The following is a 12,463-nucleotide window of genomic DNA, read 5'->3' on the forward strand; positions in this document are numbered from 1 at the left end:
GACTCGTTCCACTGATGGTCCTGGTCACCTCGGCGCGGGGCGCGCGACGCGATGCGTCGCGGGGCTCCTGCGCCTGCGGAGACTCGTTCCACTGACGCGAGCAAGCCCCCACGCCGGAGCGCCGCGGATCCGTTCGGGTCCGCGGCGCTCGGCCGTGGCACGGCCCCTTCGGTGGAGCGTCGGCGGGGCCTGAGCGCCGTCTGTGGGTACTAGGATCGAGGGAGACTGCTCGAGGACTCGGAGGAAGACATTGCGCAATCGTCGATCTCGCTGGATCGCCGCCCCGGTCGCGGTGGTCGTCGCTCTTGCGCTCGCGGGATGCACCCAGGCACAGCTCCAGGGGTACATGCCGTCCGAGCCGGGCCTGACGAACCACGTCGACCGCATCATGGGGCTGTGGACGACCTCCTGGATCGTCCTGATGGGCGTGGGCATCATCACGTGGGGTCTGATGATCTGGGCCGCGATCGCCTACCGTCGTCGCCGCGGCCAGACGGGCCTGCCGGTGCAGCTGCGCTACCACATGCCGATCGAGATCTTCTTCACGATCGTCCCCGTCGTGCTCGTCGCCGGCTTCTTCGCCTTCACGGCGCGCGACCAGGCGATCATCGAGGAGCCGATCGAGGATCCGGACTACTCGCTCACCGTCTACGGCAAGCGCTGGTCGTGGGACTTCGTCTACGAGCGCGAGGGCCAGGACCCGGTCTACTACCAGGGCATCCAGGTGCAGAACGATCCCGAGACGGGCCAGATGCGAGCCGACTCGCTGCCGACCCTGTACCTCCCGACGAACTCGTCGATCGAGATCACGCTCGAGGCCCGCGACGTCGCGCACTCGTTCTGGGTGGTGGAGTTCCTCTACAAGAAGGACCTGATCCCCGGAGTGACGAACCGCATGTACTTCGAGACGGGTGACCAGGAGCGCGTGCTGCGAGGCAAGTGCGCCGAGCTCTGCGGCGAGTACCACGCGGCGATGCTCTTCAACGTCGAGCTCGTCAGCCCCGAGGAGTACGATGCCTATCTCGAGAGCCTCGAGGAGCAGGGGTTCGTGGGTGAGATCGGCGAGTCGATCAACCCCTTCTCGGGTGACGAGAGTGTCGACGCCGACCGCGATGCCGATGTCGACACGACCAACGAAGGCGAGGACCGCTGATGACTGCCACGGTGACGCCCGGCACGCAGACGCGACCGGCGTTGAGCCCGGGGGCTGAGCGCAAGGGCAACGTCCTGGTCAAGTGGCTCACGACCACGGACCACAAGACGATCGGGTACCTGTACCTGATCACGTCGTTCATCTTCTTCCTGATCGCCGGTGTCATGGCGCTGCTGATCCGCGCCCAGCTGTTCGCGCCGGGCCTCGAGGTCGTGCCGACGGAGGAGCAGTACAACCAGCTCTTCACGATGCACGGCACGATCATGCTGCTGATGTTCGCGACGCCGCTCTTCGCGGGCTTCGCGAACGTCATGATGCCGCTGCAGATCGGCGCGCCCGACGTCGCGTTCCCGCGGCTCAACGCGCTCGCCTTCTGGATGTTCTCGTTCGGCTCGCTCATCGCGCTGTCGGGCTTCCTGACCCCGCAGGGCGCCGCGTCGTTCGGCTGGTTCGCCTACACGCCGCTGTCGACGACGGCGTTCTCGCCCGGCATCGGCGGGCACCTCTGGGTGCTCGGCCTCGGCCTCTCGGGCTTCGGCACGATCATGGGTGGCGTCAACTTCATCACGACGATCATCACGATGCGCGCGCCGGGCATGACCATGTTCCGCATGTCGATCTTCACGTGGAACGTGCTCATCACGTCGATCCTCGTTATCGTCGTGTTCCCGGTGCTCGCGGCCGCGATGTTCGGTCTCGCGATGGACCGCATCCTCGGCGGGCACATCTTCGACCCAGCCAACGGCGGAGCTGTGCTCTGGCAGCACCTGTTCTGGTTCTTCGGGCACCCGGAGGTGTACATCATCGCGCTGCCGTTCTTCGGCATCGTCTCCGAGGTCATCCCGGTCTTCGCACGCAAGCCGATCTTCGGCTACAACACGCTCGTCGGCGCGACGATCGCGATCGCGGCGCTCTCGGTCACGGTGTGGGCGCACCACATGTACGTCACCGGCACGGTGCTGCTGCCGTGGTTCTCGCTCATGACGATGCTCATCGCGGTGCCCACGGGCGTGAAGATCTTCAACTGGATCGGCACGATGTGGCGAGGCTCCATCACGTGGGAGTCGCCGATGCTCTGGACGCTCGGGTTCCTCGTGACGTTCACGTTCGGCGGCCTCACGGGCGTCATCCTCGCCTCGCCGCCGCTCGACTTCGCCATCTCCGACACCTACTTCGTGGTCGCGCACTTCCACTACGTCGTGTTCGGCACCGTGGTGTTCGCGATGTTCGCGGGCTTCTACTTCTGGTGGCCGAAGTGGACCGGCAAGATGCTCAACGACCGGCTCGGGCACGTCCACTTCTGGATGCTGTTCATCGGCTTCCACATGACCTTCCTCATCCAGCACTGGCTGGGTGTGATGGGCATGCCGCGGCGGTACTACACGTACCTCGTGGAGGATGGCTTCACGTGGATGAACCAGGTCTCGACGGTCGGCTCGATGCTCCTCGGCCTGTCGATGATCCCGTTCCTCTGGAACGTGTGGATCACGGCGCGCACCGCGCCGCGCGTCACGGTCGACGACCCGTGGGGCACCGGCCGCTCGCTCGAGTGGGCGACGAGCTGCCCGCCGCCGCGGCACAACTTCCACTCGATCCCGCGCATCCGCTCGGAGTCGCCGGCGTTCGACCTGCACCACCCGAACGCGGGCATGCAGTACGGGGTCGGAGCGGGAGCGCTCAAGGACGCCCCGCAGCGTCCGGTCGCGGATCTCTCGGACGGGGAGGTGCGCTGACATGCGCGTGAACATCATCCTGATGGCGATCCTGACCGCCTTCTTCCTCCTCTGCTCGGCGGCGTACACGATCTGGCACATGCTGGCGTACGACGGCCGGGTCGAGTGGGCGGGCACCCTGGGCCTCGCGCTCACCGGCCTCATGTCGGGGCTCATCGGGTTCTACCTCGTGCTCGTCCGGCGCGGGCAGGGCGGCGTGGAGCACCCGTCCGACCGGCTCGACGCCGAGATCGACGACGCGGACCCGGAGGAGGGGCACTTCTCCCCGTGGAGCTGGTGGCCGCTCGGCGTCGGCTTCGCGCTCGCGCTCGTGTTCCTCTCGCCCACGGGGCCGACGTTCCTCATCCCGATCGCGGCGGTGCTGCTGATCATCATGCTCGTCGGCTGGGTCTACGAGCACTACCGCGGCAACTTCACGCACTGACCGACCGGATCGGAGCGCCCCGTCCCTCGCGGACGGGGCGCTCCGTCGTTCGCCCGCGCGGGCGTCAGACCGCGCGACCCGCCCGGAGCCCGGTGTGGAGGCATCCGCCGAGGAACGTGCCCTCGAGCGCCCGGTAGCCGTGCACGCCGCCGCCGCCGAAGCCCGCGGCCTCGCCGACCGCGAAGAGCCCGGGGACGGGCGCGCCGTCGGCGCCGAGCGCGCGCGAGTCGAGATCCGTCTGGATGCCGCCGAGGGTCTTCCGCGTGAGCGTGTGCAGGCGGACGGCGATGAGCGGCCAGTGGCGCTCGTCGAGGATGCGGTGGGGCGCGGCGGTGCGCACGAGCCGGTCGCCGACGTACTCCCGGGCTCGGCGGATCTCGACCGCTTGCGGGTCGTCCGAGGCGGGATCGGCGACGGCCGCGTCGCGCTCGTGGATCGCCGCGACGACCGCCGCGCGATCGAGGCCGGGGCCGAGCCGCTCCATGCCGTCGAGCAGCTCGGTGAGGCTGCTCGCGACGACGAAGTCCTCGCCGTGGTCGAGGAACGCCTGCACGGGCGCGGGCGCACCGGGCAGCACGCGCTGGGCGAGGCGGCGGAGGCTGCGGCCGGTGAGGTCGGGGTTCTGCTCGGAGCCCGAGAGCGTGAACTCCTTCTCGACGATCGACTGCGTGAGCACGAACCACGAGTGCTCGGCGCCGACCGAGCGCAGGTGCTCGAGCGTCGAGAGCGTGTCGAAGCCGGGGTAGTTGGGGGAGGGCAAGCGGCGGCCGCGGTGGTCGAGCCACAGGCTCGAGGGGCCGGGGAGGATCCGGATGCCGTGCTGCGGCCAGACGGGATCCCAGTTGCGGACGCCCTCGGTGTAGTGCCACATGCGGTCGCCGTTGACGAGCCGCGCACCCGCGTCGGCCGCGATCGCGAGGCCGGAGCCGTCGACGTGGAGCGGCACGCCCCGCACAGCGGTCTCGGGCGCCGCGCCGAGCCGCGCCGGCCACAGCTCCCGCACGCGCTCGAGCTCACCGCCGATGCCGCCGGTCGCGACGACGACCGACTCGGCGCGCAGCTCGAAGTCGCCGACCGCCTCGCGGCTCGAGGGCTCGCCGCGCACGGTGACGTCGGGCGCGAGCCGGGAGCCCGCGACGCCGACGACCCGGCCGTCCTCGACGAGCAGCCGCTCGGCGCGGTGCCGGAACGAGAGCCGCGCGCGGCCGTCGGCGACCGCGTCGCGGAGCAGCCGCGTGAACGGCGCGACGAGCGCGGGCCCGGTGCCCCACACGATGTGGAAGCGCGGCACGGTGTTGCCGTGGCCCCCGGGCGTGCGCGCGCCGCGCTCGGCGTGCCCGACGATGGGGAAGAGCCCGACGCCGAGCTCGCGCAGCCACGGCCGCAGCTCGCGGTGGGCGAAGTCGAGGTAGGCGTCCGCCCACTGCCGCGCCCACGCATCCTCGTCGCGGTCGAAGCCGGCCGACGCCGACCAGTCGGCGCGCGCGAGCTCGAGCGAGTCGGCGATGCCGAGCCTGCGCTGCTCGGGGGAGTCGACGAGCAGCAGGCCGCCGAACGACCAGTAGGCCTGGCCGCCGATCGCGTGAGGCCCCTCCTGGTCGATGATGCGCACGCGGCGGCCGCGCTCGAGCGCCTCGCTCGCGGTCACGAGACCGGCGAGGCCGGCGCCGATCACCAGGACGTCGTCGGCCATGGTGCTCCTTCGGGGCTGGGTCAGCGGATGAGGGGGTTGCGGTTGAGCATGGCGGTCGCGGCGCGCTCGAAGTAGTCCTCGATCTCGGCGCGCAGCAGCGGCGCGGGCTCGAGCGCATCGAGCGCGCCGCGCATGCACGCGAGCCACCGGTCGCGCGCATCCGGGTCGATCGCGTAGGCGGCGTGGCGCATGCGCAGCCGCGGGTGGCCGCGCTGCTCGCCGTAGGTCGTCGGGCCGCCCCAGTACTGCTCGAGGAACATGCGCAGCCGGTCCTCGGCGCCCGCGCGGTCGTCGGCGGGGTACATCGGCCGCAGCACCTCGTCGGCCCAGACGCGCTCGTAGAACTCGTGCACGAGCGCGCGGAAGAAGGCCTCGCCGCCGATGGCCTCGTGCATGCTCTGGTTCGTCACCTCGACGGCTCCATCCCCTTGACGACGATGCTCTGCATCGACGGCAGGTGCAGGCCCAGGTCGTCGAGGCCGAGCTTGACGCGGCGGCGCAGCTCGCGGCCCGCCTCGTACTTCGCGCTCGCCTTCGTGCGCACGACGAGCCGGATGACGATCGCCTCGGCCGAGACCGACTCGACGCCCCACACCTCGGGCTTGTCGATGATGCGGTGCAGCCACGCCGGGTCCTCGCTCATGCGCGTCGCGATGTCGAGCAGCCGCTCCTGCACGCGGTCGATGTCGACGTCGTAGGGCACGGCCTGGTCGATGATGACGCGAGCCCAGCCCTGCGACTCGTTGCCGACCCTGACGATCTCGCCGTTCCGCACGTACCAGAGGGTGCCGTGCACGTCGCGCACCTGCGTGACGCGGATGCCGACCGACTCGACGACGCCGGAGGCCTCGCCGAGGTCGACGACGTCGCCGATGCCGAGCTGGTCCTCGAAGACCATGAACAGGCCGTTGAGGAAGTCCTTGATGACGCCCTGCGCGCCGACGCCCGCCGCCGCGCCGAGGAAGCCGGCCATCGCGACGAGCGAGGCGGCGTTCACGCCGAGGATCGAGAGGATGAGGATGAGCGCGAGGGCGCCGATGACCCACGCCGCGAGCGTGTTGAGCACGCTGCCGATCGCGCGCGTGCGCTGCACGACCCGCACCTGCGCGAGCGGCGAGTTCGACAGCGCCTCGGTGTCGGCGGCGTCGGCCCGGCGCTTGACGCCCGAGACGACGCCCTGCACGACCCGGCCGATCGCCGCCTTGACGATCCAGTAGGCGACGAACGCGCCGAGGATCGCGAGCAGCACGCCCACCGGCTGGCCCCAGCTCTCCCACCACTCGGCGACGGCGGCCCAGCCGGTCGCCGACGCCTCCTCCGTCGCCGCAGTCCGCATCCCGTCCCCGATCAGGCGTCGCGCTCCTGCGCCGCGAGCGCGCGCTCGACGCCGGCGAGGTGCTCGACGACGATGCGCCGCAGCGCGGGCGCGGCCGACTCGTTGCGCTCGAGCCACTCGCGGGTCGTGCGCGCGAGCCGCTCGTCCGCGACGACGGCGGGGTAGAGGCCGACGAGCAGTCCCTCCGCGACCTGGTAGGTGCGCGTGTCCCAGATGCCGTGGATCGCCTCGTGGTAGCGGTCGACGATGGCGTCGAGGCTGGATGCGTCGTTGACGTGCACGAGGCCGAGGCCCGTGTAGCGCACGATCATGTTCGAGGCGCCCGCCTGGTCGACGACCGATGCGAACGCCGCCTCCTTCGCCTCGGGCGTGGGGATCGTCGCGCGCGCGCGGGCCGCGAACTGCCGGCCGGTCGCGGTGTCGTCGCTCGCGAGCTCCGCCGCGATCTCCTCCTCGCCCGCCGCGCCGTTCAGCACGAGGCCGTCGAGCAGCTGCCAGCGCAGGTCGGCGTCGACCTCGAGGCCCTCGAGGGTGCGCGAGCCGTCGAGCAGGCCGCGGAGCGCCTCGACGTGCTGCTGGGTCGAGGCGAGGCCCGCGAAGGCGCCCACGAACTGGAACTGCGCGTCCGAACCGGGCTCCGCATCCACCACGAGCGTCCACAGCGCGTCGCCGATGCGCTCGATCGTCGCCGCGCGACGCGAGGGGTGCACGTAGGTGCGCGCCGCTTGCGCGAGCTGCGCGAGCGCGAGCCGGATGGTCGTCGACTCGGTCTCGGCGCCGATGTTGGCGAGCACGAGGTCGACGTACTCGCTCGCGGGCGTCTCGCCGTCGCGCGTCGCATCCCACGCCGCGCCCCACACGAGCGCGCGAGCGAGCGGATCCTCGATGTCGCGCAGGCTCGCGAGCGCGGTCGCCATCGACGGCTCGTCGAGGCGGATCTTCGCGTAGGCGAGGTCCTCGTCGTTGAGCAGGATGAGTGCCGGGCGCAGGTGGCCGACGAGCTGCGGCACGTTCGTGACCGCGCCGGCCACGTCGAGCTCGATGCGCTCACGGCGCACGAGCTTGCCCTTGACCTCGTCGTAGAAGCCGATCGCGAGGCGGTGCGGGCGCAGCGTCGGCCACTCGGCGGGCGCCGTCTGCTCGATCGTGAAGGCGGTGATGATGCCGTCCTGCGTCGTCTCGATCGTCGGGCGAAGGGTGTTGACGCCGGCCGTCTCGAGCCACAGCCTGCTCCACTCGGCGAGGTCGCGGCCGCTCGCCGTCTCGAGCTCGGCGAGCAGGTCGGCGAGCTCGGTGTTGCCCCACGCGTGCTTGCGGAAGTAGGCGCCGACGCCCTGCATGAACGCCTCGAGGCCCACCCAGGCGACGAGCTGCTTGAGCACCGAGCCGCCCTTGGCGTAGGTGATGCCGTCGAAGTTGACCTGCACGTCCTCGAGGTCGCGGATCTCGGCGACGATCGGGTGCGTCGAGGGCAGCTGGTCCTGGCGGTACGCCCAGGTCTTCTCCATCGCCTGGAACGTCGTCCACGCGCCCGTCCACTCGGTCGCCTCGGCGGTCGCGAGCGTCGACGCCCACTCCGCGAACGACTCGTTGAGCCACAGGTCGTTCCACCAGCGCATCGTCACGAGGTCGCCGAACCACATGTGGGCGAGCTCGTGCAGCACCGTGACGACCCGGCGCTCGCGGATGGCGTCGGTCACCTGCGCGCGGAAGACGTACGACTCGGTGAACGTCACGCATCCGGCGTTCTCCATCGCGCCCGCGTTGAACTCCGGCACGAAGAGCTGGTCGTACTTCTCGAACGGGTACGCGACCCCGAACTGCTCCTCGAAGAACGCGAAGCCCTTGCGCGTGATGTCGAAGATGTAATCGGAGTCCATGTGCTCGGCGAGCGAGGCGCGGCAGAAGATCCCGAGCGGGATCGTGCGGCCGTCGCGCGAGGTGAGCTCGGAGCGCGTGACGGTGTAGGGGCCGGCCACGAGCGCGGTGATGTAGCTCGAGATGCGCGGAGTCGGCTCGAAGCTCCACGTGCCGGTGTCGCCCTCGACGACCGGCTCGGGCGTCGGCTGGTTGGAGACGACCTGCCAGCGCGCGGGCGCGACGACGGTGAAGCGGAACGTCGCCTTGAGGTCGGGCTGCTCGAACACCGCGAAGACGCGGCGCGAGTCGGGCACCTCGAACTGCGAGTAGAGGTACACCTCGCCGTCGACCGGGTCGACGAATCGGTGCAGGCCCTCGCCGGTGTTGACGTAGCGCGCGTCGGAGACGACGGTGAGCGCGTTGTCGTCGCGGAGGTCGTCGAGCTGGATGCGCACCCCGTCGTTCACGACGGCGGGGTCGAGCTCGGTGCCGTTGAGCACGACCGAGTGCACCTCGCGCGAGATGTGGTCGATGAAGGTCGACGCGCCCTCGCGAGCGCGGAAGCGCACCGTCGTCGTCGAGCGGAAGACCTCGTCGCCGGTGGTGAGGTCGAGGTGGATCTCGTAGCTGTCGACCTCGACGAGCGCAGCGCGCTCCTGGGCCTCGGCGCGGGTGAGGTTCTCTCCGGGCACGCTGGCACTCCCTTGTCTCTCAGGTGCTGGTGGGCAGTGCCCTCCAGCGTAGTCGCGCGCGCCCGGGCGCCCGGTGCCCGCCCGGACCCGTCGAGGCCTCCCGGATACCATCGAGGCATGAGCACCGACGTCACGACCGAGCAGCCGACGAGCGTCCGCATGTGGTTCGACCCCACGTGCCCGTGGGCGTGGATGACGAGCCGCTGGCTCGGCGAGGTCGCCGACGTGCGGGGGTTCGACGTCGACTGGCAGGTCATGAGCCTCGCCGTGCTCAACGAGGGCCGCGACCTGCCGGAGGCGTACGCCGCGCGCATGCCGCGCTCGATGCGGCTCACGCGGCTCGTCACGGCGGCGCGCGCCGCGGGCGGCGACGCGACAGTCAAGGCGCTCTACGACGCGCTCGGCGAGCGCATCCACCACGAGCGCCGGGAGGACGACGACGCGATCATCGCCGAGGCGCTCGAGGCCGCCGGTCTCGACGCGGCGCTCGCGGAGGAGACCGACGAGCACGACGAGGCGCTGCGCGCGAGCCACCAGGCGGCGATCGACCTCGTCGGCGACGACGTCGGCACGCCGGTCATCGCGGTCGACGACGTCGCGTTCTTCGGACCCGTCGTGAGCCCCGCGCCGACCGGCGAGGCGGCACTGCAGCTCTTCGACGGCATCGTCGCGGCGGCGTCGATCGACGGCTTCTTCGAGCTCAAGCGCTCGCGCACCCGCGGGCCCGTCTTCGCCACCGATCAGCAGGAGGCGTGATGCGCATCCACATCGCCACCGACCACGCCGGCTTCGAGATGTCGAAGCGGCTCATCCAGCACCTGACCGACCGCGGCCACGAGTGCGTCGACCACGGGCCGACGGAGTACGACGCCGAGGACGACTACCCGGCGTTCTGCATCAACGCGGCCCGCGCGGTCGTGCGCGACCAGCGCGCGGGCGTCGAGGCGCTCGGCGTCGTCTTCGGCGGCTCGGGCAACGGCGAGCAGATGGCCGCCAACAAGGTCGAGGGCGTGCGCGCCGCGCTCGCGTGGAGCCTCCGCACCGCCGAGCTCGCGCGCGAGCACAACGACGCGAACGTCGTCGCGGTCGGCGCGCGCCAGCACGAGGAGGCCGAGATGCTCGAGATCATCGACGCCTTCATCGCGACGCCCTTCAGCGGTGCCGAGCGGCACGCTCGCCGCATCGCGCAGCTCGCCGAGTACGAGACGACGGGCGGCATCGCGGGCCACGAGATCCGCTGATGCCGGAGGGGCATTCCGTCCATCGCATCGCCCGCCAGTTCCGGGCGAACTTCGTCGGCCGCACAGCCGCCGTGTCGAGCCCGCAGGGCCGGTTCCAGGTCGGCGCGGCCGAGCTCGACGGGCGCGAGATCACGTCGTCCGACGCGATCGGCAAGCACCTGCTCGTCGGCTTCGACGGACCGACGCTGCACGTGCACCTCGGCATCTACGGCGCGTGGGACTTCGCGGGCGAGATCTCGGTCGACCCGACGATCCTCGCCGCAGACGGACGCATGGGCCAGACGGGGATGCGCGGGGCTGGCACCGAGGGCGAGTCGGAGGACTCGATCCACTCGATCGGCGCGCCGAGGCTGACTCGGCTGCGCGCGGGGGAGCACGAGACCGCGACCGCGGTGACCGCCTTCCCGCCGGATCCCGTCGGGCAGGTGAGGGTCCGCATCCTCACCGACACCGCCGTCGCCGACCTGCGCGGGCCGACCGTGTGCGAGGTGCTCGACGACCGCCAGGTCGAGGCGCTCGCGCAGCGGCTCGGCCCCGATCCCGAGGCGCCGACGGAGTCGAAGCGCCGCGCCGAGGAGCGCTTCGTCGAGCGCGCGTCGAGGTCGAACCAGCCGATCGGGCAGCTGCTCATGGACCAGTCGGTCGTCGCCGGCATCGGGAACGTCTATCGCGCGGAGCTGCTCTTCCGCGCGGCGATCGACCCGCACCGGCCGGGCTCGCAGCTCACCGACGACGAGCTGCGGGGGCTCTGGCGCGACTGGGTGAAGCTCTTGCGCATCGGCGTCGAGACGGGGCAGATGCTCACGATCGACGGCTTGCGCGGCGCGCGCCGAGCGGCGGCGCTCGCGAACCGCGCCGACCGGCACTGGGTCTACAAGCACGAGGGGCTGCCGTGCCGCCGCTGCGGCACCGCGATCGCGCTCGAGACGATGCAGGGCCGCAAGCTCTACTGGTGCCCCGGCTGCCAGCGGTGACCGCGGCGCGCGCCCAGCGGCCGCGTCAGCGCCAGCGGTAGAGCGTCGCGCCGTCGATGCCCGACGCCGATGGGCTCACGACCCACGAGCCGGTCGGGTCGTCCTCGCGCACCGCGACGATCACCTGAGCCGTCTCGCGATCGCCCGGCCGCATCTCCCACACGTAGCCGAGGTCGTCCGGAGCGGCGGCGGTCGAGGCCGAGTTCTGATCCGAGAACGGCCCGCCGTCGGGCTGGTAGGCGAACGTCATGTCGAACATCGGGTGCGTCGTGACGACGCCGACGTTCTCGATCTCGAGCTCGAGCACGACGAAGCGCTCGCCCGAGCGGGGCGAGGCGCCCGACTGGGCGGCGAGCGAGTCGGCGGGGTCGATCGACCGCAGCGCCGTGATCTCCCACGTCGAGCCGCGGTCGGTGTGCACGACGACGGTGTCGCCGTACGAGAACTCGCCCGGCGCGGTCGTCGGCACCGGTGGCTCGGTCGGGCCGTTCGTCGTCGGCGCGGGGTTGAGGTCGGTGAAGACGGGGGATGGGCTGGCCGGGATCGCGGGATCCTCCGGCACCGACGCGGGTGTCGCGATGCACGCCGCGAGGGCGAGCGCGACCGTCGCGCCGGCGACGAGCGCGGCGCCGGCGCGGGCGGAGCCGCGTCGGGCGGGTCGGGTCACGAGCCTGGAGCGCACCCCGCAACGCTATCGGCCGCGGCTCGCGCGGACGTCGCCGGCGCCTAGGGAAGTCGCGAGGTGGTACGTCGCCGTCGGCGCGCGTCGCGATCGCGTCGGCGGCGGACACCCACGCGTCAGCCTCTCGGCGCGATTCGCGAAGATCAGCGGACCGCGTCTTCGAGCTCGCAGGTGCAGTCGTTGAGGTGTGCCCAGGGCGGGTCGCTCGCCGTGCACTTGGCGGGTTGGTCGCTCGAGAGCTCCCAGATGTCGACGCCGCGGTCGACGAATGCCGGGCCGGCGGGTTCGGGCTCGTCGAGGTAGACCTTGCCCGTCGGGCTGGTCCACTCCAGGACGCCCTGGTCGAGCTGGCGGACGGTCCAGGCGGTCGCGTGCTTCATGAGGTGATGCCGCCGGCACAGGTGCGCGAGGTTCGAGAGCGTCGTGGGGCCGCCGTCGGCGTGGGCGATGGTGTGGTCGGCGTCGGCGCGGGAGACGCGGTTGGTGCAGCCGGGCCAGCGGCAGCGGCCGTCGCGGCGTTGCAGCCAGCGCCGCATCGCCCGGTTGGGCTTGTACGTGTCGACCGCGACCGGGACACCGGTGACGGGGTGGAGGAACAGCCGCTCCCACGTGACCGTCTCCGCCGCGAGCGCTCGCACCGTGGCGGCGTCGACGAGCGCTCCGCCCTCGAGCGCG

General features: G+C 71.5%; 12 protein-coding genes. 6 read left to right on the forward strand and 6 right to left on the reverse strand.

Annotated features, from left to right (window positions below; genetic code table 11):
• Positions 1-250 precede the first annotated feature (250 nt).
• The 3 genes from ctaC to H508_RS0100230 are packed head-to-tail and all read left to right on the forward strand — an operon-like array spanning position 251 to position 3,310.
• Entirely contained in the window at positions 251-1,153 is a 903-nt protein-coding gene (ctaC, locus tag H508_RS13575; protein WP_051222401.1) for an aa3-type cytochrome oxidase subunit II, read from the forward strand.
• The gene (gene ctaD / locus H508_RS0100225; protein ID WP_021011661.1) at positions 1,153-2,886 is read left to right on the forward strand and encodes an aa3-type cytochrome oxidase subunit I; all 1,734 of its coding nucleotides are present in this window, start codon (positions 1,153-1,155) and stop codon (positions 2,884-2,886) included. Before ctaC ends, ctaD begins: the two co-directional genes overlap by 1 nt.
• A 1-nt stretch (position 2,887) precedes the next feature.
• Positions 2,888-3,310 carry a cytochrome c oxidase subunit 4 gene (locus H508_RS0100230; RefSeq protein WP_026372578.1) on the forward strand — a complete coding sequence of 141 codons (423 nt, stop codon included), beginning with the start codon at positions 2,888-2,890 and terminating at the stop codon, positions 3,308-3,310.
• Positions 3,311-3,374: 64 nt separating this feature from the next.
• On the opposite strand, the gene H508_RS0100235 is transcribed toward H508_RS0100230, so the two are convergent.
• The 4 genes from H508_RS0100235 to pepN are packed head-to-tail and all read right to left on the reverse strand — an operon-like array spanning position 3,375 to position 8,891.
• Positions 3,375-5,003: an FAD-binding dehydrogenase gene (locus H508_RS0100235; protein WP_026372579.1), complete on the reverse strand. Its 1,629-nt coding sequence runs from the start codon at positions 5,001-5,003 to the stop codon at positions 3,375-3,377.
• 20 nt (positions 5,004-5,023) lie between these two features.
• A complete protein-coding gene (locus H508_RS0100240) occupies positions 5,024-5,398 on the reverse strand; it encodes a globin domain-containing protein (protein WP_051222407.1) in 375 nt (124 codons plus the stop codon).
• A gap of 11 nt (positions 5,399-5,409) precedes the next feature.
• On the reverse strand, positions 5,410-6,339 hold the full coding sequence (locus H508_RS13580; RefSeq protein ID WP_051222405.1) for a mechanosensitive ion channel family protein: 930 nt from the start codon (positions 6,337-6,339) through the stop codon (positions 5,410-5,412).
• Between the two features lie 11 nt (positions 6,340-6,350).
• Positions 6,351-8,891 carry an aminopeptidase N gene (pepN, locus tag H508_RS0100250; RefSeq protein ID WP_026372581.1) on the reverse strand — a complete coding sequence of 847 codons (2,541 nt, stop codon included), beginning with the start codon at positions 8,889-8,891 and terminating at the stop codon, positions 6,351-6,353.
• Positions 8,892-9,008: 117 nt separating this feature from the next.
• Here pepN and H508_RS0100255 point away from each other — a divergent pair, with 117 nt between their 5' ends.
• The 3 genes from H508_RS0100255 to H508_RS0100265 are packed head-to-tail and all read left to right on the forward strand — an operon-like array spanning position 9,009 to position 11,106.
• Positions 9,009-9,647: a mycothiol-dependent nitroreductase Rv2466c family protein gene (locus H508_RS0100255; protein ID WP_026372582.1), complete on the forward strand. Its 639-nt coding sequence runs from the start codon at positions 9,009-9,011 to the stop codon at positions 9,645-9,647.
• Positions 9,647-10,132 carry a ribose-5-phosphate isomerase gene (locus tag H508_RS0100260; RefSeq protein ID WP_026372583.1) on the forward strand — a complete coding sequence of 162 codons (486 nt, stop codon included), beginning with the start codon at positions 9,647-9,649 and terminating at the stop codon, positions 10,130-10,132. The genes H508_RS0100255 and H508_RS0100260 overlap by 1 nt, the downstream gene beginning before the upstream one ends.
• Entirely contained in the window at positions 10,132-11,106 is a 975-nt protein-coding gene (locus tag H508_RS0100265) for an Fpg/Nei family DNA glycosylase (protein ID WP_026372584.1), read from the forward strand. Before H508_RS0100260 ends, H508_RS0100265 begins: the two co-directional genes overlap by 1 nt.
• A gap of 25 nt (positions 11,107-11,131) precedes the next feature.
• Here H508_RS0100265 and H508_RS0100270 read toward each other — a convergent pair whose 3' ends face one another.
• Both H508_RS0100270 and H508_RS13585 read right to left on the reverse strand, forming a co-directional pair.
• Entirely contained in the window at positions 11,132-11,788 is a 657-nt protein-coding gene (locus H508_RS0100270; protein ID WP_026372585.1) for a hypothetical protein, read from the reverse strand.
• A 143-nt stretch (positions 11,789-11,931) separates the two neighbouring features.
• The coding region (locus H508_RS13585; RefSeq protein WP_169514143.1) for an HNH endonuclease signature motif containing protein at positions 11,932-12,463 on the reverse strand (532 nt) is incomplete at its 5' end.

The sequence above is a fragment of the Agrococcus lahaulensis DSM 17612 genome (assembly GCF_000425105.1).
GTDB lineage: Bacteria > Actinomycetota > Actinomycetes > Actinomycetales > Microbacteriaceae > Agrococcus > Agrococcus lahaulensis.

Coding starts and splice junctions, on each gene's coding strand:
- H508_RS0100240 (WP_051222407.1), bottom strand. CDS start 5,398: ATGCACGAGGCCATCGGCGGCGAGGCCTTCTTCCGCGCGCTCGTGCAC.
- ctaD (WP_021011661.1), top strand. CDS start 1,153: ATGACTGCCACGGTGACGCCCGGCACGCAGACGCGACCGGCGTTGAGC.
- H508_RS0100255 (WP_026372582.1), top strand. CDS start 9,009: ATGAGCACCGACGTCACGACCGAGCAGCCGACGAGCGTCCGCATGTGG.
- H508_RS0100260 (WP_026372583.1), top strand. CDS start 9,647: ATGCGCATCCACATCGCCACCGACCACGCCGGCTTCGAGATGTCGAAG.
- H508_RS0100230 (WP_026372578.1), top strand. CDS start 2,888: ATGCGCGTGAACATCATCCTGATGGCGATCCTGACCGCCTTCTTCCTC.
- H508_RS0100235 (WP_026372579.1), bottom strand. CDS start 5,003: ATGGCCGACGACGTCCTGGTGATCGGCGCCGGCCTCGCCGGTCTCGTG.
- H508_RS13580 (WP_051222405.1), bottom strand. CDS start 6,339: ATGCGGACTGCGGCGACGGAGGAGGCGTCGGCGACCGGCTGGGCCGCC.
- H508_RS0100265 (WP_026372584.1), top strand. CDS start 10,132: ATGCCGGAGGGGCATTCCGTCCATCGCATCGCCCGCCAGTTCCGGGCG.